We start from the raw sequence: 17,739 nt of genomic DNA, 5'->3' as shown, positions 1-17,739 counted from the left end.
TTTACCTATCACTATTTTCAGGAGGAATGTGTACAATGAGCACATCAAAACTTCCGCCGCTCACGTCCTCAGAGCTTGCTAACTTATGGATGACTTATCAGGAAAAAACGATGATTTTGAGGTTCTTAGAATATTTTCTGGAAGATAAACAGGATTACAAAGAACTTTTTGAACTATATTACAACCGATCTTTAAAAAGTGTAGCGCAAATAAAAGAAATATTTGAGAACGAAGGCGCTGTTATCCCAATTGGTTTTACGAAAGATGACGTGAATGTAGGAGTTCCTAAGCTATACGACCATATGTTTGAAGTTATGTATATACGCTTAATGTCTCAAATTGAAACAGGACTGTTTGCTTTGCATTCGACCATGTCTTACCGAGAAGATATCCGGAATTTCTTCGTAGAGGCAACAGCAGAAGCACAGAACATATACAATCAATCCACACAAGTATTGTTAGAAACGGGTGTCATCGCAAAACCCCCATACGTTTCTATGCCGAAGGAAGTCCATTTTGTCCATGCGCAAAATTATATAGGCGGATTGAGCTGGTTTAGCGAAAAAAGATCGTTGAATACCATTGAAGTGTCACTTATTCAACATGCTGTTGATACAAATCTTGTAGGAATGCAGCTGATGATTGGTTTTGCTCAAGTAGCCAACAACAAAGAGGCACAGCAGCATTTTGTCAGGGGTATGAAGCTTTCGAAGAAAATTGAAACAGAATTAGGTGATATTTTACGCCATAGCTACATAGAACCTCCGGCTACTCATGCTGGAAAAGCGACGAATTCAACCGTTCCTCCTTTTTCAGATAAGCTGATGATGTACAATACGAGTCTTTTGAGTACGTTCGGTCTGGGGAGTAACGCCTTAGGAGGAGCCTTTAGTTTAAGAAGTGATTTGCCATTAAAGATGCTCCAGCTTGCAAAAGACATTTACAGTTTGGCAAAAGAAGGCGGAAAAATTATGATTCAAAACGGATGGCTTGAAGAGCCTCCTCAAATTGAAGATCGCAATCAGTTAACGAAAAAATAGGTTCTTGCAAATGGGAAAGCTAGCTGCTAAACGTGCAGCTAGCTTTCCCATTTGTTTTTTTAGTATACTGTTTTTGCTACCCTTACATAAAAATTGTTTGGGTTGTTTAGAAGCTCTTCCTCTCTTCTTCTTAGTCTTTTAGCTCATATTTCTACTTACCTTATGACAAAAAATAAAAGGAATTTTCTCCGGGCTGCCGAAAACTTTCTATATAAAATAGAAAGGAGAAACGTATGTTTCCTATTCTTCGTACACCTCGCACTACACTGCGTGAAATAACAGAAGCGGATGCAGATACTATTTTCGACTGCTTTTCTCAGGAAGAAGTTATCAAATATTACGGGCAAGAAAAATTCACAATTTTCCAAGAAGCTTTGGTGCTGATTGATATTTTTGCTGAAAATTACAGAAATCAAAAAGGTTTGCGCTGGGGAATCGAACGACTCGATACGGGGGAACTAATCGGGACAGTCGGATTGAATCAGTGGAACCAAAAGCATAAGCGGGCGGAAATTGGCTATGAGCTGCACCCTGAACACTGGGGGTACGGCTATGCTTCGGAAGCTGCTTCGGCTGTTATGGCTTATGGATTTGATACCCTTCAGCTAGTGCGGATTGGAGCTGTTGTGTTTCTTGAAAACAAGGCATCTCAGCACGTGCTTGAAAAGCTCGGGTTTCAACAAGAAGGAGTGTTAAAAAACTATATGTATCAAAACGGAAAAGCTTACGATACGCTTGTTTATAGCTCCCTGCCTTCTACATAATAAAAAAAGGATTCTTTTTAAGAAAAGAATCCTTTTTCGTTTTATTTAAACGCCGCATACCCATCATCAGCCATTATGACACTGCCGTTTACAGCTCCCGCTTCTTCTAAGGACAGCAAATAAACCATATCTGCAATTTGTTTTGGATTAGTGAGCTCTCTGCTCATTGTTTTCGCTTTCATTCCTTCAATCATACCGTTGTCTTTATAGCCTTGAATAATAGGCGTATCAACAAATCCTGGCGCAACGGCGACGACGCGAATACCGTATTTAGCGAGATCTAGCGCAGCTGATTTTGTCATCATCACAACAGCTCCTTTTGTTGCATGATAAGCATACGTTCCGGGTGAAGCTAAGAAGCTAAAAATAGAGGCCGTATTGATAATGACGCCTTTAATACCTAACTCTCTCATTTTCCTACCCGCTGCCATAATCCCATATGTAACGCCGTGCTGATTCACGTTAATAATACGGTGATATTCTTCTAAGTCTTGATCTAAAATAGAAGTAGGGCGTCCAATCCCTGCATTGTTAAACATCACATCAATTCGTCCAAATGTGTTCACCGTTTCCTCAATCAGTGCTTCCACTTCTTCAAACTTGGTGACGTCCGTTTGCACAAATAAAGCGTGGCCTCCCGCTTCTTCAATTTTTTGAAGAGTCTCTTTTCCTTTTCCTTCATCATAATCAGCAATGACCACTGCGTCTCCTTTTTGCGCGAACTTTAAGGCAGTTTCTTTGCCAATCCCGCTTGCTCCCCCTGTAATAACCGCTACTCGTTTTTGCTGCATGTTTCTCCCTCCTTGATAAAAATTCCTTTCTTTTACATTATAGCATTCTTTTTTTCTACCAGCCGTTTCTATTCATCACCTCATTGCTATGAAATTGGTTAAGTTAGGCATAGCCAAACGCCTTTTTTACTAAAAATCAGCGTGTGTACAAGCAGTCTGTGATTTTTTGCATTTACTATAGGGTAAGGAGGTGATGGCTATGCATGAACACACGGGTAATGTATCTATTCCGCGTCCTCCGGATGTGGTGACAATTCTGTGGGAGCGAAATCCTTTGGATAGACAAGCTCCTCGTACCATCGTAGAAGCAACGGTAATTGGCCGCGCAAATCCTTGCGGACGTTTGTTAGCTCAAGGTCAGCGCTACCGCACTGCAGCTCATTGTTTACTTGACAACGGCTTTGAACAAATTACTGCTGAAAGATTAGGGGTATTTGGAGTAGCTGTATTTGTTAGAGAATACTAAAATAGAAAAAGGGACTTTTCTGTAAGTTAGAAAAGTCCCTTTTTACGTATTATGCGTGGAAATTCGTGCCGTCTGTTACAGCTTCAATTACTCCAGCGCGGATGACAAAGTCACCAAAGTGCTCGCCTTCTTCTCTTTCTTTTGCATAGCGAGGAAGTAAGACGCGCAGTTCATTTAAAATTTCTTCTTCACTGATATTTTCACGATACATTTTGCTTAAGCGGCTGCCGTCAAATGCTGCTCCAAGATACATATTGTATTTGCCCGGTGCTTTACCGATAAAAGCAATTTCACCTAAAGCAGGACGCGCACAGCCGTTAGGACAGCCCGTCATACGAATCGTGATTTCTTTATCGCGAAGACCGTTTTCATCTACAATTGCTTCAATTTTCTCAACAAGAACTGGAAGATAACGCTCAGCTTCTGCCATCGCAAGCCCGCAAGTCGGAAGCGATACGCAAGCTAATGAGCTGCGGCGAAGAGCCGAATAATGCTTGCCGTCTGTTAATCCATACTGTTCAATCAAGTCACTAATTTGCTTTTTCTTTTGAGTGGATACATTCGCGATAATTAAATTTTGATTGGCCGTTAAACGGAAATCACCGCTATGAACTTTTGCAATTTCACGAAGACCCGTCATAAGCTTATAGTCTTCAAAGTCAGCAATACGTCCACCTTGAACAAAAAGAGTAAAGTGCCATTTTCCTTTCACACCTTTTTCCCAGCCGTAGCGGTCTCCGTTATGATCAAAGTGATAAGATTTTGCTTCGTCTAAGCTCCAGCCCAGACGGTTTTCAAGCTCTTCTTTTACCGTTTCTAATCCAAGACGATCAACCGTGTATTTAAAACGCGCGTTTTTACGCACAGAGCGGTTTCCGTAATCACGTTGAATCGTAATGACTTTTTCCGCTACTTCTAGAATTTGGTCAGGTCGGCAGAAGCCAATCACTTTTGCAAGCTGAGGGTAAGTTGCTTTATCCCCGTGCGTCATACCCATACCGCCGCCGATTGCTACGTTAAATCCAACAAGTTTCTCGTCTTCTAAAATGGCAATAAAGCCAAGATCTTGTGAATACACGTCAATATCGTTAGAAGGTGGCACAGCTACGCCAATTTTGAACTTTCTTGGCAAATAGAGCGGACCATACATTGGTTCCACTTCTTCTTCCACTTCCGGTGTGCTAATTACTTTCTCTTCATCTAGCCAAAGTTCGTGGTACGCTCTTGTACGAGGCAATAAATAATCACTTAATTTTTTTGACCATTCGAATACTTCAGCATGCACTTCTGACTGATATGGGTTCGGATTGCACATTACGTTACGGTTTACATCTCCGCAAGCTGCAATTGTGTCTAATAAAGAAGCATGAATTTCTTGAATCGTTTTCTTCATGTTCCACTTTAAAATTCCGTGCATTTGGAACGCCTGACGAGTTGTCAGCTTTAACGTTCCATTTCCGTATTTTTGTGCTAAATCATCCATCACTAGCCACTGTTCTGGTGTTGAAACACCGCCTGGCGTACGAACGCGAAGCATGAATTGGTAAGCTGGCTCTAGCTTTTGTTTTTGACGTTCATTACGAAGATCTCGATCATCTTGTAAGTAGCTTCCGTGGAACTTCATCAAACGGTTATCGTCTTCAGAAATACCTGAGCTGATGCGGTCTAGCATTGTTTCTCCTAATGTACCGCGTAAATAATTACTTTCATCTTTTATGCGCTCAACGTCACTTGGAGGACCTTCGGGCGCTTTTAAAATTTTGTTTACCATGTTGAAAATCTCCTTTCAATCCTCAGTATACATCACGCTGATAACGTTTTTGTTTCTTCATTTCAGCAAGGTAAGCTTCCGCCTCTTCGCGGCTCATCTTGCCTTCTGTTTCAACAATTTCAACTAGCGTGTTGTGCACGTCGCGTGCCATATTTGTTTTATCTCCGCACACATAAAAAGATGCGCCTTCTTCTAACCACTGGAATAATTCTTTACTATGTTCAAGCATACGGTTTTGTACGTATACTTTTTCTTCAGTATCGCGTGAAAACGCCACGTCCATTTTCGTTAGCACGCCGTCTTTTAACCACTTTTGCCACTCTGTTTGGTAAAGGAAGTCTGTTACAAAGTGCTGATCTCCAAAGAACATCCATGACTTACCTTTTGCTCCTGTTTCTTCACGCTCTTGCATAAATGAGCGGAACGGAGCCACACCTGTACCAGGTCCCACCATAATAATCGGCGTTTCTTGGTTTTGAGGAAGCTTAAAGTTTTTATTGCTTTGAAGGTATACAGGAATCGTATCACCTGGCTGCAAACGTTCTGAACATAGGACTGAACAAACACCTTTACGCTCACGTCCATGCGCTTCGTAACGTACCGCTCCAATTGTTAGATGAACTTCGTCAGGGTTTGCTGACAAGCTGCTTGCAATTGAATAAAGGCGCGCTGGCATTTTGCGTAAAATAGCTACAAACTCTTGTGCTGATACGTTCCATGGGCCGAAGTCACGAACTAAGTCAATTACATCACGGCCTTGTGTGTATGCTTTTAATTCCTCGCGATTTTCTACAAGCGCTTTTAATTTATCATTTCCAGTAAGCTCAGCTGCTTGCTTTAAAAGCGGCTTTGTTAACACGGTAATTTCAAAATTAGAGAGTAGCGCTTCTCTAAGAGGACGCGTTTCTCCTTCTTTATTAACCGTTACACTTTCACTCGCATCCCACTTGAATTCGTTAAGAAGAAGATCAACAAGCTCAGGATCATTTTCAGGATAAATACCTAAACTGTCTCCCGGTTCATACGTCAAACCTGAACCTTCTAGAGATAGTTCTAAGTGTCGCGTTTCTTTATCTGATCCGCGGCCGTTCAAGTTTAAGTTCTCAAGCACTTCTGCTTTAAAAGGATTTGTTCTTGAGTACGGCGAAGTTCCTGCAGGAGCTTCCGCCGGAACAGCTGCCGAAGCGCTGTGTCCTTTCGCTTCGCTTAATCCGTCAATAACACCTTTAAGCCATTTATTTGCGGGCTCTTCAAAATCTAAATCACAGTCAACGCGCGGATACAGTCTTTCACCGCCAAGTTCTGCTAAGCGCACATCAAATTCTTTCCCTGTTTGACAGAAAAATTCGTATGAGCTGTCTCCAAGCGACAAGACAGAAAAACGGAAATTCTCAAGCTTTGGCGCTCGACGGCCGTGAAGAAATTCGTGGAAAGATAGCGCGTTATCAGGCGGCTCTCCTTCTCCATGTGTACTTACAACAATTAATAAATTTTCAAGTTTCTTTAAATTATTTGGTTTGAAATCATTCATAGAAGATACAGTTACATTAAAACCTTTTGCTTCAAGCGTTTTGCCTGTATTTTCAGCAAGACCTTGAGCATTTCCTGTCTGTGATCCGTAAAGAATCGTTACGTCTTTTGAAATCGTCTGCTCCGCTTGAGCAGGCGCTGCTGTAGAAACGTCTGGCGTTCCTTCGGCAGACGTAGATTGAGATGCTGTTAAATAACCACTCAACCACATTTTTTGTGCTTCTGTTAATGTCGGCAGAAGGCGATTAAGCAAATCTGCTTGTTCTTGATTAAAAGGGCTGTTTACTACCTTAAGTTGCAACACTGTCCACCTCACAAAAGTATATAATTTAAATATGTATGCTTTTACGAATCATCTTCAACAACATGTAATACCTGTGTCTAATTAATCAATGATGTTTCCCTTCATACATTATTATTCCTATAGATTATATCAAATTTAATTATATAAATCATTAGAAAATTCTTATCAAATTCGTCTACCTGCATTTTATCGGAGAAGAATAAATTAGTAAAATACATATAATTGATAACTAGTATTAAGATCATTAATAATTGAAGCTGTCGTTACGTTTTTTATAAATGCAGTTACTTCCATATCTGCTCATTCTACATCCTTCACACGAATATGAATATTTTGTAATTTTTAGAGAAGTTTTGTAGAAACGGTTTTCTTTCTCATCAGAATGTTACATAATAAATGTAACATTAATCCTTTTAAAAAACACTATACGTAAAAGACAGTATATTCTGAAATTTAGGACATTTTATAGGTGAGCTAGCAACCTTTTATCTATTCATACACGGTGAAGAATATAAAGGGAAGCTTGCAGTACATACCATTCCCTTTTGCTCATCTCAAATGAAAGGACTGGCTTTTAATCAGGTAATCTTTTTTAAGGAGGCTTCTTGAATGTTTTTACGAGAATTAACGAAAAGTGGGACGATAACTGTTTCTTACTATAAAGATGGAACGTTGCAAACGTGCAAAGGCCGCGTGCACAACTTAAATCTCCATCAGCAAATTCTATCCGTAAAAGACGAAAATGAAGCCGTTGTTTCCCTTTTGCTTTCTGATATTAAATCCATTCATTAGTATGTAAAATTAAGGAGGAATTACTATGTGGAAAGATAATAAGCAAGCGCTTACAGATTTTGTGACGGAAGATCGGTTTGAACTGAACTTATATTTATCGTATTTGCTTGATCAAATTTCGTATGACACGTCTAAACAATCCCCTTTTCTTCGCAAGCCTAATGAAACAACTAGTTAATATAGAAAAAAAGCGCACAAATTTGTGCGCTTTTTTTAATGTGATGGCTCTACTTCAGCAATGCCTTCTTCTGGTTTTTCTTCGGCTTTTTTATTTGAAAGCTTGATCTGTCTTAAGAACAATGTGCATACCGCTCCTAAAATAATAAAAGCTAAGCCCATGAAAAAGACGCTGTGCAATGCGCTCATTAGCGAGGTCTTCAAAATAGGCACAATGCTGTCTGAAAGCGCAGCTGGAATACTCTTTAGCGCCTCAGGACTAAACAGCATCTGCAGCACACTTTCAGGATTCGTATCAATCGCTTTTTTGAACCCGTCGGCAAAAGCGCTTGCTTGAGCAGGCAATGAGTTTAAATATGGAACGAGTTTGTCAGTAAGAAGCGTACCTGATTTGGCGTTCATTATCGCTCCTAAAATGGTAATACCGAACGTTCCTCCAATTGAACGGAAAAATTGACTTGATGATGTAACAACACCGAGCTCTTCTTTTGAAAAGCTTTCTTGAAGAGCAAGCGTTAAAATTGGCATCACAAGCCCCATTCCTAAACCGATTATGGCCATATAAGAAGTGGCAACAAGCTTGCTAGTATGAAGGTCTAATGTTGTTAACAAGAAGAACCCTCCTGCCATAATGAGCATACCCGTAACGATTTGAGGCTTGATACCAACTTTATAAACAAGCTGACCTCCAATAATACTCGTTACAATCATTGAAATCATCATCGGTGTCATAATGGTACCTGATTCTGAGGCGCTGACTCCAACTATTCCTTGCATAAAGAACGGAACAAATGTAATAGCTCCGAACATACCGATGCTCATAAAAAAGCCAATGATGTTTAAAAGCGTAAACGTTCGGTTCTTAAATAAATACATCGGAAGAATTGGTTCTTTAGCTTTCGTTTCCACAATAATAAAGCTTATAATCCCAGCAATAGCAAGTGCAAACAAACTAATAATCTGCCAAGAGTTCCAGTCGTAATCTTTTCCTCCAAAGCTCAGGGCAAGAAGCAAGCTTACTACTCCGATAACCATTGTGAACATACCAGCTACATCGAATTTAACAGGTCCTGTATGTTTTTTTCCTTGAAGTCCGAGCGCAATAAAAACGGTAGCGAGTATCCCTACCGGCAAGTTAATGTAAAACACCCATTTCCAGTTCAATGAATCAACAATCCATCCGCCAATTTGCGGACCGATGACAGAAGCAAGACCATAAATTCCTCCGAATACTCCTTGAAACTTTGCTCGTGCTTTTCCTGTAAATAAATCACCGATTACAATCATTGCCATCGGCATCATAACGCCGCCCCCAATTCCTTGTAATGCACGGAATAAAATAAGCTCTGTCATATTATTTGCCATCCCGCATAAAGCAGAAGCCACCATAAAAATAATAAGTCCTGTAACATAAATTACTCTGCGTCCTACTAAATCAGCGAGCTTTCCTGCAATCGGAACAACCGTTGTTGACGTTAATAAATAGGCTGTTGTCAGCCATGTCATCATGCTTAAACCACCAAGATCTCCTACGATTCTTGGCATAGCTGTTCCGACAATGGTTCCATCAAGTGCAGAAAAGAACATTGCAATAATTAACCCAATTAATAAAAGCGTGCGCTTTGAATTTTTTTGATTTTCCATCGTGTGTCTCTCCTCTTTTTTGTTAATGCTGCTTATCTTTATAAGAAGCAGCTGATGTTGCAAGCTTTTTCGTAATAGAAGCCATCATGGAAAGCTCTTCTTCTGTTAGATGCAAAAGGTAGCGGTCCATAATGGCTTTTCGACCATTTAGCACGTCTTCAAGTTTGCGATGCCCAAACTCCGTTAAGGTAATGTCAACAACTCTTCTGTCTTCTTTATTGTGTTCTCTTACAACAAAATTGTGCTGTTCAAGACGATCCACTAAAAGAGTCACGGCACTCGGTTTTACATCCATTAGCTCTGCAATTTGAGAAACCTTACTGCTCCCTACTTTCTTTAAATAAGAAAGAACAAATAATTGCGTAGGAGTCATCTCATGCTCATTAAGGCTCTCCATCATTTCGGGCTGCATTTTTTCAAATAGCACTTGAAGCGATGAACGAATCTCCCCAAGATACTGATTGCTTTTTGTCACATCTATTCCTCCAGGCTTGCTTATTTATTTCATGTTATAAATAGTTAATGCTAATTAAATATAAATGCATATAAATTAAAAGTCAATTATTTCTTTTTTAGTATTGACCCTTACGCTGCGTTATATTTTATAGTAGATTTCAGAAGGGAGATGAAAGAATGAACAGAAAAGTAAAAGAAGTGGCTGACTTAGTAGGAATCAGCGTCCGCACGCTGCATCACTATGATGAAATCGGGCTATTAAAACCTGATGCTGTCAGTGAATCCGGCTACCGGCTTTATTCACCGGCTAATCTTGATATGCTTCAGCAAATATTATTTTTTAAAGAACTTGGCTTCCCTTTAAAACAAATTCACGAGATTATAACAGACCCAACATTTAATCGTACAGAAGCGTTAATACTGCAAAAAAACATGCTTATTGAAAAGCGCAGTCGGCTCGATCAAATGATTGCAACCATTAATAAAACGATTCAATATGAAAAAGGAGCGATTGAAATGAACGAAAAAGAGCGGTTTAACGGACTGGATTTTTCGCATAACCCATACGAAGAAGAAGCCCGGAAGCGCTGGGGAAATCAGCGCGTAGATGAAGCGAATGAAAAAGTACAAAGCTTTTCACATGAAGAACAGCAGCGCATGTCAAACGAATGGGAAAGTATCTACACTCACTTAGCTTCTCTGCGTGATCTGTCACCATCCTCTACAGAAGCTCAAAAAGCCATTGAGCAATGGTATCAATTTTTAAATGAGAACTTTGGAACGTATTCGTTAGAAGCCTTTAAAGGTCTTGGAGAGATGTATGTACAAGATGAGCGGTTTACAACCAACATCGATCAATACGGAAAAGGATTAGCGAAATTCATGAACGAGGCGATGAGTACATTTGCTGATGCTAAAAAACAATAAATCAAAAGAGAGTGAGATATAACTACATCAATTATATGAAGCCTACGTTCATCACCACAATGAAAAAATCCGAACGATGAATCGTTCGGATTTTCATTCACTTAACATACTTTTGTCTCAGCCTCTTTTTATAAGTGAAGACCCATAAGCATTGTATTGTAGTAGACGCCATTTATATAGGTGTCTTTTTCTTTTAATCCTTCTGTTTGAAACCCTAGCTGTTTGTATAAAGAAATAGCTCTTTGATTATCTTCTCGCGTTACAAGTTCGATTTTTTTTGTTTGTTTATTCATACGTGCCCATTCAATCAGCTCAATCATTAGCTGTCTTCCTAGCCCTAGCCCGCTGTAAGCATTCTCTACCACGATACCAAGGGTACCCACATGCTTATTACGCGGGTTTTGAGACGAGGTGATGGATGCAATACTAATGATTTTCTCTTCTTTTTCAGTCACGACTATAAGAGAGTCTTGCTCTTGTTTTACAGAAGCTAAAAACACTTCATACTCTGAAACTGGTCTAAGAAACTCTCCTTCTCCAAATGAAAGAAAATCACTTTCTCCTCCCACTCGATTGTAAAAAGCAATCATTTTCTCTGCGTCTTTTGATTCTGCTTCTCGAATGGTGACGTCTATACCATTCTTTAATGTACGTAAACTCATATATCTATCTTCCTTTTAGTTATTCTTGTTTGCCTATATGGGTTTTAGCGCTGTTTTTCTCTCCACTGACCTAACCACATGCGATTCCCTAAAGCCGTAAAATCATTTTCGTCGGCGTAGCGTTCAATGACGGAAAGCGCGTTGTCCTCAAGCATTGGTGAATAGCTCATAATTTCTAAAATATGATGTGCAGCCCATAGGTCAATTCGATAAGTAGGATTCGTCAGCAGTGTTGAAAATTCAAAGAGCATGCCTGGATAGTATAAATGAATGAGCTGCGCAATTTTTTTCATATCTTCTGCAGCTCGGTTTCCTTTTTTTAAAGATTTTTTATCTCGATAATCGATTTCATAATGAATTTTTGCGCTTTTTTGATAAAGATCAACTAGCGTTTCGTACGTACGATGTTTCTGCATTTCTCATCTTCCTTTGCTTCTAGATTTCCTCGTTTGAAGATGCTATAGTTCATTTTTAGGTTTCATATATTCAAATAAATGTAGCAAAAATATGATGCTTCCGCCAATGCACATCACAAAACTTAACGTAGCAGGATACTTAATAAAGAAACCGACAACACCAAAAATCAGCATAGCAAGCGCTCCTATCATCATAAACAGATGATAAGCCGGTGTATTTTCTTCATTATTCATACATAACTCCTTTTCACTATTTTTTAAGTTATTAAAAAGATATGACACTTCTTTTGGACTATGATCTTTTATTTTGCTGCCGCTTTATTTCTTTAGCTTAGCACGAAGTAACGTGAGAAGGCCTCCTCCAAACATGACGCCACCCACAATTTGATACAGGTGTATGTAGCTTTTTACCGTTTCAACATACAGATCTGTGTCTACATTCCCTTTACTTTCTAGCCATTTTTGGCCCATTGCCTGACCCGTTGCAACGCTTTTTAACAAAACGACCAGGCCTCCGAGCATGACAATGGCGGCGATCATAAGCTGTACCTTTTCTTTGTCATCTAGCATTTTTTTGAATTCGTCTGCCATCCATCTCTCTCCCATCCTTACCTTGTTATGTATCTACTTGTTTGTAATCATGCTGTTTTTTCTCTATTATAACGCTCAACTTGGTCATTATAACACGGTTTTGCACTGCCTTTAGTCTTACTTTTCATAAATGAAGCCATTTTGGGTGATACTATTTTTGAAACACAGGCGTCTTTAACATCCCTTCATTATTTTTGAAGGGTTACTAATTGAGGTTGATACATGCTTATATTTTTAGGGATTTTTTTACTTTGTGCGGCTGTTTGTTTAGTAGAAATACCTTATTTAAAAAAAGTGAACAGTCAAAGAGAAAAGCGAATTTTTTGGAGTTTGTTCGCAGTAAGTATTTTAATTGTTAGTTTAAAATATGGCGGTGTGGAAATCCCTAACCCTGGAGACGGCATTGCTTTTTTATTAAAACCTTTTAGTGATTTTTTGTTCAGTCTGTTGAAGTAAAAGGAAGTGAACAACGTGCATAGTCAGATAAAATTATCCGCAGCACAGTTTCGAATACTCGTGATTTTTTATAGTTTAGGCGACACTATTTTAGTCGTACCTGGAAGCTTAACGGCTGATTCTAAACAAGAGGCATGGATTCCAGCCATTTTAGGCGTAGGTGTAGGCGTTTTTCTTGTATGGATGTATATCAAACTTTCTAGCCTTTATCCGAATAAAACCCTTGTAGAACTAAACGAAGCCATTTTAGGCAAGTGGCTAGGAAAGTTTGTCTCTCTTTTATTTGTCGCTTCTACTCTTCTTTTTTGCAGTCAAGTTTTGTTTTACGTGGGCTCATTTCTAACAACTCGCATTATTATTCAAACGCCTATGCTTGCTGTTCATATTTTGTTTATGGGAATTGTGATTGTCGGCGTTCGTCTTGGCATTGAAACGATTGCCCGCTGTGCTGAAATTCTCTTTCCTTGGTTTGTTATTCCGTTTTTAATCTTAGTTTTTTCGATCTTCCCTCAAATTCATTATGAGAATTTGCAGCCTTTGTTAGAGGTAGGCGTTAAGCCTATTATTAGATCTATTCTGGTCTTTACAAGTATTACGTCTCTCACTTTTATTGTATTGCTGACCGTTTTCCCTGCTCACGTAGGGGAACCTGATCAGCGAAACCGCGCTTTTTTTACAGGAAGCTTAATCGGCGGAGGCATTATGATTATTATTTTATTACTTGGCATTCTTGTACTTGGAAATACGTATACACGTATCGCTTTATATCCAAGCTATGAGCTTGCAAGGCGTATCGAAGTTGCCGATTTTCTGAAAAATATTGAAGTAATCATGGCCATTATGTGGTTTTTATCTCTTTATTTCAAAACGTCTCTCTACTATTATGCGACCGTTTCCGGACTCGCTCAAATTCTTGAATTAAAAAACTACCGAATTTTAACTCTTCCGCTAGGCATTATTGCCGTTACATTTTCACTTATCGTGTATCCAAGCATTCCCTATGAACAAACGTGGGACAGAGATACGTGGATTCCGTACAGTCTGTTATTTGGACTATTTTACCCTCTTGGATTATTAATAGTTGGGAAAATTCGCGTAAAGCATTCGGCGTCTTTATCGAAATAAAAAGAAATTGAGACATAACGAAATCCATCCAGTCAACAGCTAGAAGGAAGCTACATGCATGAAACTTAGATTCATCCTACCAATAAAAAAATCCGAACGATGAATTGTTCGGATTTTCCCTCAACGAAACTACTTTGTTTTACCCTCTTTTAAAAGAACACGGTTATACTCACTAATCCATTCCACAGCATATGTAAAATCATAGATGGGAAAATAGATTTTGTTCGATAATAAATAATGGCGAAAACAAGTCCCATGACGGTAGCTGTAATCGGAAAGCCAATATGTAAAAGACCGAATACAAGAGCGGAAACGAAAATGCCCACAAGCACGTGATGGCGTTTGGTTAAGAAACCACATAAAACACCTCTATAAAGCAGCTCTTCTTTAATAGGCGTGATAACTGCTACACTTATAAAAAATATCCAGCTTGAAAGCAGCGTTTGATTAAAACTGCCTTGATTTAAATCTTTTTGCTGCTGATCTGCGCTTTCTACGTTTAAAAATGAAAGCATCACGTACTGCACCGCGGCTACAATTAAAAAGCCTACCACAATATATACATACGTTTTCCCTTCTTTTAATACCGAGACGTTCCACATAGGTTTTAAAAATCTGCGCACAGGTCTATAAAGCACCGCAACCCCTAGAAAAAATGCCGCGTCTACAAGCAGAGCATATGGGCCTTCTAATAAAATTCCTGTCATATTTGAACCCATAACTTCATCGTAAATAGCTACTCCAATTCCGGCTATGATTTGCAGTCCAAAGCCCAACACGATAAATAGAAGCAATGTGAAGTAAGTAAACTCTTTTTTCTTTTTAGGCTTTAAAACCGGTTCTGAATTTGTTGATAACGTACTCAAAATAGCAACCTCCAAAAATGATTCTTTCTCTCTAGTGCTCTCAAAATTCTATCATAAACTCAGTTTAATTATGTTATTTTTTAGGAAAAAAGTTATATTTTTTCACATTTTATACACAAAGGCAGGGCTTCAAAAAATAAATGCGCTAACCAAATTAGTTGTCAACTTCCTTATATTTGATTACGCTTGAAGAAATCTTACCGAAAGTGAAGTGAAAAAATGGCAAACATTTTAATGATCAACTTTCCCGCTGAAGGTCACATAAACCCAACGCTTGGAATGGTAAAAGCTTTTTCAGACCGAGGTGATACAGTTCATTATATTACGGCCGAGCGTTTTAAAGAGCGCCTTGAAAACGCCGGGGCTATCGTACACATTCACCCAGACTTATTAAGCGGTGTATCCATCAAGCCTGAAACTCCTCAAGGAATCAACGCTTTTTTAAACATCCACATCCAAACGTCTTTAGATACGCTGAAGCTTGTTCATATATTATCAAAAAAAATTGAATTTGATTTTGTGTTTTACGACAAGTTTGGAGCAGGCGAATTAGTGCGTGATTATTTGCGGATCCCTGGCATTGTATCATCTGCTTCTTTTTTAATGCCGAAAGACCGTTTAAGAATGATGCCTCTTCATCCTGATTCAGACGTTCCATTTCAGCCGGATGAACAAGCTCAGTACGGGCTCAGCCTGCTTAAAAATCAGTTTGGCATAGAACCTAAAAATCTGCTTCAATTTATGAACAATGAAGGCGAATTAACGGTCGTGTACACAAGCCGCTTTTTCCAGCCGCTTCATGAACATTTTGATGACTCGTGTTTATTTATTGGGCCAAGCTTTCCAAAGCGTCACCGCTCTCATGATTTTCCGTTAGAAAAGCTGAAAGACGAAAAAGTTCTTTATATTTCAATGGGAACGGTACTTCATGACGTAGAAGGCTTTTTCAACCTTTGCATCGACGCATTTAGCGATTTTGATGGAAAAGTTGTGATTGCAGCAGGAGACCGGGCCGATTTTAAAAGAATTAAAAAAGCGCCAGAGCATTTTATTATTTTGCCCTATGTTCCTCAGCTTGACGTGTTAAAAGAAGCGGACGTTTTTATCACGCACGGAGGCATGAACAGCGTAAACGAAGCTATTCATTTTAACGTACCGTTAGTCGTTTTACCTCATGGCAAAGATCAGCCGATCGTTGCTCAAAGGCTCGTGGAACTAAACGCTGGTTATCGCTTAGCAAAAGAAACGGTAAATGCCTCTCTTTTAAGAAGTGCCGTTGACGAAGTTGTCCGCGACAATTCCTATAAAAAAGGAATTAAAGAAATCAACGCAAGTTTCCAGCAGGCATCTGGACCGGCTGCTGCAGCCGAGCAAATTATCAATCACGTAGTGAAGCAACATTCATAAAGAAAAGGTGCACTGATGTGCACCTTTTTCGCATTAAAACAGCCATGTACAAACGGTATATACGCCAATGATTAGTAAACTGACGACTGTAAGAAAAATCAACGCGCATCCAGCTACAATAAGCTTATCCCCTATCGTTTCTTCCTCCGGCGGTTCAATCAATTTTTCTATGACCGTAAGCTGAGTTTGTGAGAGCATTTCCTGAATACGTAAATCGTGAATTTGCTCTTTGTCTCCTTTGAATTTTAATGCTCTTGCAATTACAGCTGGATTATCGCCGCACTTCTTTTCAAAGAGCAGACAAGCGCGAGTCATTTCCACTGTTTTTTCTTTTTCTAAATACCAGTAGCGCCCTGCCATTTGAAGATCTTGAAGACGATAATAAATATCTCCGAGTTCTTTTCGCAAAGACAGCTCATTTGGATATGTAACGAGCAAACCGTGCAGGCGGTCTCTCACTTTTCCTAAGTTCCCTTGTTCAATGTCTCGATGGATATTTTGCCTTGTTTTTTTGGAAACTACATCCCTCATGCGCCTCTCCTTTTTTATCTTTTATACTCATCTTACTAAGCGTACAATGAACGATAGTTAATTTTTGAAAGAGCACGGTCATGAACAAAGACCTCCTACTCCTTTAAAAGAGAAAAAGCTGAAGAATAGAGGCGTTTCTTAAGCTTTATATACAATATGCCCTGCTTTTTCATCGTCTTGTATGTTCAAAAGTAAGAGACCCATAGTTTGCGAAAGCATGTTAACAAAGCTATTCAAAAAAATTATGAATACAAATCCATATGACTGAAATAATCGAAAATGTGATGTAAATCTGTAATCTTTATGCTATGAGTGCTGTAAGCAACGATTATTTCAGCCAGCATAAGAACAAATAAAATGGCCAATAGCACCTTAACAAGCGGAAATTGTCGGAACTGAGGAGAAAAAAGCAGCTTACTGACTGTATACAAAAACAGCAGAATAAAGTAAATCATCATGGCATTGGTCGCCTGAAGGGGCACATTCCAGACAAATATGTACACGCTGAATGTCAAAATTAAAATAAACGACATTTCTTTCCCGCTAAAAAAATCACTCATTGCGTAACACCTTTTCTTGTTCATGAATGAATAAGAAATTATAAACTCACGAAACATTAACGTTATTTTTACAACAGTATACACGATTTTCCTGTTAATTTCTATATACCGGTGTATATACGGAGCTGCTTTTAGCGGATTGGCGTCATGTTTTTGAATGCAATGGGTTATAGTAACAGGGAAAGCTCATAAAGGAGGTATGGATAATGGAAAACACAAATCAATTTGTTCAAAAGCTGAACGACAATCAAGAAAAGCAGCGTAAAAATAAGCAGGGTCAAGCTACTGGCCACCCGGAGAAAAAACTTCCTAACAAACAGCATTAATATTGTAAAAGCTGGCTGTCAAAACAGCCGGCTTTTTTTGTAATCATTTTTCGGAAGTCGAAATGTTTGAAGATAAAACAAATCCCCTGTTACAATAAACTGAACCCGCTGCAAAAACGTTCGCAGCTATACTTTCC

22 protein-coding genes are annotated in these 17,739 nt (G+C 39.0%); 10 read left to right on the top strand and 12 right to left on the bottom strand.

Annotated features, from left to right (window positions below):
* The first annotated feature begins 35 nt into the window (after positions 1-35).
* Both ACH0CI_RS08720 and ACH0CI_RS08715 read left to right on the top strand, forming a co-directional pair.
* Complete coding sequence (locus ACH0CI_RS08720; RefSeq protein WP_335707395.1) at positions 36-1,040, top strand: DUF3231 family protein; 1,005 nt, start codon at positions 36-38, stop codon at positions 1,038-1,040.
* Positions 1,041-1,273: 233 nt separating this feature from the next.
* Positions 1,274-1,804 (top strand): GNAT family N-acetyltransferase, encoded by a 531-nt coding sequence (locus tag ACH0CI_RS08715; RefSeq protein WP_335707394.1) that lies wholly within the window; start codon positions 1,274-1,276, stop codon positions 1,802-1,804.
* Positions 1,805-1,845: 41 nt separating this feature from the next.
* On the opposite strand, the gene ACH0CI_RS08710 is transcribed toward ACH0CI_RS08715, so the two are convergent.
* Entirely contained in the window at positions 1,846-2,595 is a 750-nt protein-coding gene (locus ACH0CI_RS08710; protein ID WP_335707393.1) for an SDR family NAD(P)-dependent oxidoreductase, read from the bottom strand.
* Between the two features lie 199 nt (positions 2,596-2,794).
* On the opposite strand from ACH0CI_RS08710, the gene ACH0CI_RS08705 reads away from it, so the two are divergent.
* Positions 2,795-3,061 carry a hypothetical protein gene (locus ACH0CI_RS08705; protein ID WP_033580575.1) on the top strand — a complete coding sequence of 89 codons (267 nt, stop codon included), beginning with the start codon at positions 2,795-2,797 and terminating at the stop codon, positions 3,059-3,061.
* 49 nt (positions 3,062-3,110) lie between these two features.
* Here the strand turns inward: ACH0CI_RS08705 and cysI are convergent, their stop codons facing one another.
* Both cysI and ACH0CI_RS08695 read right to left on the bottom strand, forming a co-directional pair.
* Positions 3,111-4,832: an assimilatory sulfite reductase (NADPH) hemoprotein subunit gene (gene cysI / locus ACH0CI_RS08700; protein WP_048018962.1), complete on the bottom strand. Its 1,722-nt coding sequence runs from the start codon at positions 4,830-4,832 to the stop codon at positions 3,111-3,113.
* A gap of 22 nt (positions 4,833-4,854) precedes the next feature.
* Positions 4,855-6,663, bottom strand: coding sequence for an assimilatory sulfite reductase (NADPH) flavoprotein subunit (locus ACH0CI_RS08695; RefSeq protein ID WP_406901262.1), 1,809 nt, complete (start codon positions 6,661-6,663; stop codon positions 4,855-4,857).
* Positions 6,664-7,275: 612 nt separating this feature from the next.
* Here ACH0CI_RS08695 and ACH0CI_RS08690 point away from each other — a divergent pair.
* Together ACH0CI_RS08690 and ACH0CI_RS08685 are read left to right on the top strand one after the other, a co-directional pair.
* Positions 7,276-7,458: a YolD-like family protein gene (locus tag ACH0CI_RS08690; RefSeq protein ID WP_013083869.1), complete on the top strand. Its 183-nt coding sequence runs from the start codon at positions 7,276-7,278 to the stop codon at positions 7,456-7,458.
* Between the two features lie 25 nt (positions 7,459-7,483).
* On the top strand, positions 7,484-7,636 hold the full coding sequence (locus ACH0CI_RS08685; protein ID WP_165573525.1) for a hypothetical protein: 153 nt from the start codon (positions 7,484-7,486) through the stop codon (positions 7,634-7,636).
* Positions 7,637-7,671: 35 nt separating this feature from the next.
* Here ACH0CI_RS08685 and ACH0CI_RS08680 read toward each other — a convergent pair whose 3' ends face one another.
* Both ACH0CI_RS08680 and ACH0CI_RS08675 read right to left on the bottom strand, forming a co-directional pair.
* The gene (locus ACH0CI_RS08680) at positions 7,672-9,279 is read right to left on the bottom strand and encodes an MDR family MFS transporter (protein ID WP_028414403.1); all 1,608 of its coding nucleotides are present in this window, start codon (positions 9,277-9,279) and stop codon (positions 7,672-7,674) included.
* A 22-nt stretch (positions 9,280-9,301) separates the two neighbouring features.
* On the bottom strand, positions 9,302-9,754 hold the full coding sequence (locus ACH0CI_RS08675) for a MarR family winged helix-turn-helix transcriptional regulator (protein ID WP_335706853.1): 453 nt from the start codon (positions 9,752-9,754) through the stop codon (positions 9,302-9,304).
* 158 nt (positions 9,755-9,912) lie between these two features.
* Here ACH0CI_RS08675 and ACH0CI_RS08670 point away from each other — a divergent pair, with 158 nt between their 5' ends.
* Positions 9,913-10,662 (top strand): MerR family transcriptional regulator, encoded by a 750-nt coding sequence (locus ACH0CI_RS08670; protein ID WP_335706852.1) that lies wholly within the window; start codon positions 9,913-9,915, stop codon positions 10,660-10,662.
* Between the two features lie 128 nt (positions 10,663-10,790).
* On the opposite strand, the gene ACH0CI_RS08665 is transcribed toward ACH0CI_RS08670, so the two are convergent.
* From ACH0CI_RS08665 to ACH0CI_RS08650, 4 genes are all read right to left on the bottom strand, one after another.
* Complete coding sequence (locus ACH0CI_RS08665; RefSeq protein ID WP_335706851.1) at positions 10,791-11,324, bottom strand: GNAT family N-acetyltransferase; 534 nt, start codon at positions 11,322-11,324, stop codon at positions 10,791-10,793.
* A 44-nt stretch (positions 11,325-11,368) separates the two neighbouring features.
* Complete coding sequence (locus tag ACH0CI_RS08660) at positions 11,369-11,740, bottom strand: hypothetical protein (protein ID WP_274862555.1); 372 nt, start codon at positions 11,738-11,740, stop codon at positions 11,369-11,371.
* Positions 11,741-11,782: 42 nt separating this feature from the next.
* Positions 11,783-11,974 carry a hypothetical protein gene (locus ACH0CI_RS08655; protein ID WP_098248097.1) on the bottom strand — a complete coding sequence of 64 codons (192 nt, stop codon included), beginning with the start codon at positions 11,972-11,974 and terminating at the stop codon, positions 11,783-11,785.
* A gap of 84 nt (positions 11,975-12,058) precedes the next feature.
* The gene (locus tag ACH0CI_RS08650; protein WP_274862556.1) at positions 12,059-12,331 is read right to left on the bottom strand and encodes a hypothetical protein; all 273 of its coding nucleotides are present in this window, start codon (positions 12,329-12,331) and stop codon (positions 12,059-12,061) included.
* Between the two features lie 222 nt (positions 12,332-12,553).
* Here ACH0CI_RS08650 and ACH0CI_RS08645 point away from each other — a divergent pair, with 222 nt between their 5' ends.
* Positions 12,554-12,787, top strand: coding sequence for a hypothetical protein (locus tag ACH0CI_RS08645; protein ID WP_274862557.1), 234 nt, complete (start codon positions 12,554-12,556; stop codon positions 12,785-12,787).
* 15 nt (positions 12,788-12,802) lie between these two features.
* A complete protein-coding gene (locus ACH0CI_RS08640; RefSeq protein ID WP_028414409.1) occupies positions 12,803-13,912 on the top strand; it encodes a GerAB/ArcD/ProY family transporter in 1,110 nt (369 codons plus the stop codon).
* A 149-nt stretch (positions 13,913-14,061) separates the two neighbouring features.
* Here ACH0CI_RS08640 and ACH0CI_RS08635 read toward each other — a convergent pair whose 3' ends face one another.
* The gene (locus ACH0CI_RS08635; protein WP_047750514.1) at positions 14,062-14,778 is read right to left on the bottom strand and encodes a CPBP family intramembrane glutamic endopeptidase; all 717 of its coding nucleotides are present in this window, start codon (positions 14,776-14,778) and stop codon (positions 14,062-14,064) included.
* Between the two features lie 219 nt (positions 14,779-14,997).
* Between ACH0CI_RS08635 and ACH0CI_RS08630 the strand changes: the two genes are divergently transcribed.
* The gene (locus ACH0CI_RS08630; protein ID WP_335706850.1) at positions 14,998-16,185 is read left to right on the top strand and encodes a macrolide family glycosyltransferase; all 1,188 of its coding nucleotides are present in this window, start codon (positions 14,998-15,000) and stop codon (positions 16,183-16,185) included.
* Between the two features lie 33 nt (positions 16,186-16,218).
* Here the strand turns inward: ACH0CI_RS08630 and ACH0CI_RS08625 are convergent, their stop codons facing one another.
* Positions 16,219-16,716 (bottom strand): DUF6584 family protein, encoded by a 498-nt coding sequence (locus ACH0CI_RS08625; RefSeq protein ID WP_335706849.1) that lies wholly within the window; start codon positions 16,714-16,716, stop codon positions 16,219-16,221.
* A gap of 242 nt (positions 16,717-16,958) precedes the next feature.
* On the bottom strand, positions 16,959-17,276 hold the full coding sequence (locus tag ACH0CI_RS08620) for a hypothetical protein (RefSeq protein WP_028414413.1): 318 nt from the start codon (positions 17,274-17,276) through the stop codon (positions 16,959-16,961).
* A gap of 206 nt (positions 17,277-17,482) precedes the next feature.
* Here ACH0CI_RS08620 and ACH0CI_RS08615 point away from each other — a divergent pair, with 206 nt between their 5' ends.
* On the top strand, positions 17,483-17,602 hold the full coding sequence (locus ACH0CI_RS08615) for a DUF4023 domain-containing protein (RefSeq protein WP_080754499.1): 120 nt from the start codon (positions 17,483-17,485) through the stop codon (positions 17,600-17,602).
* The last annotated feature ends 137 nt before the right edge of the window (positions 17,603-17,739 follow it).

The organism is Priestia sp. 179-F W1.4 NHS (assembly GCF_045369295.1).
Classification (GTDB): Bacteria; Bacillota; Bacilli; order Bacillales; family Bacillaceae_H; genus Priestia; species Priestia zanthoxyli.
Note: the sequence above shows the minus strand (reverse complement) of the source record. Positions and strands in the feature narration are given on the sequence as shown.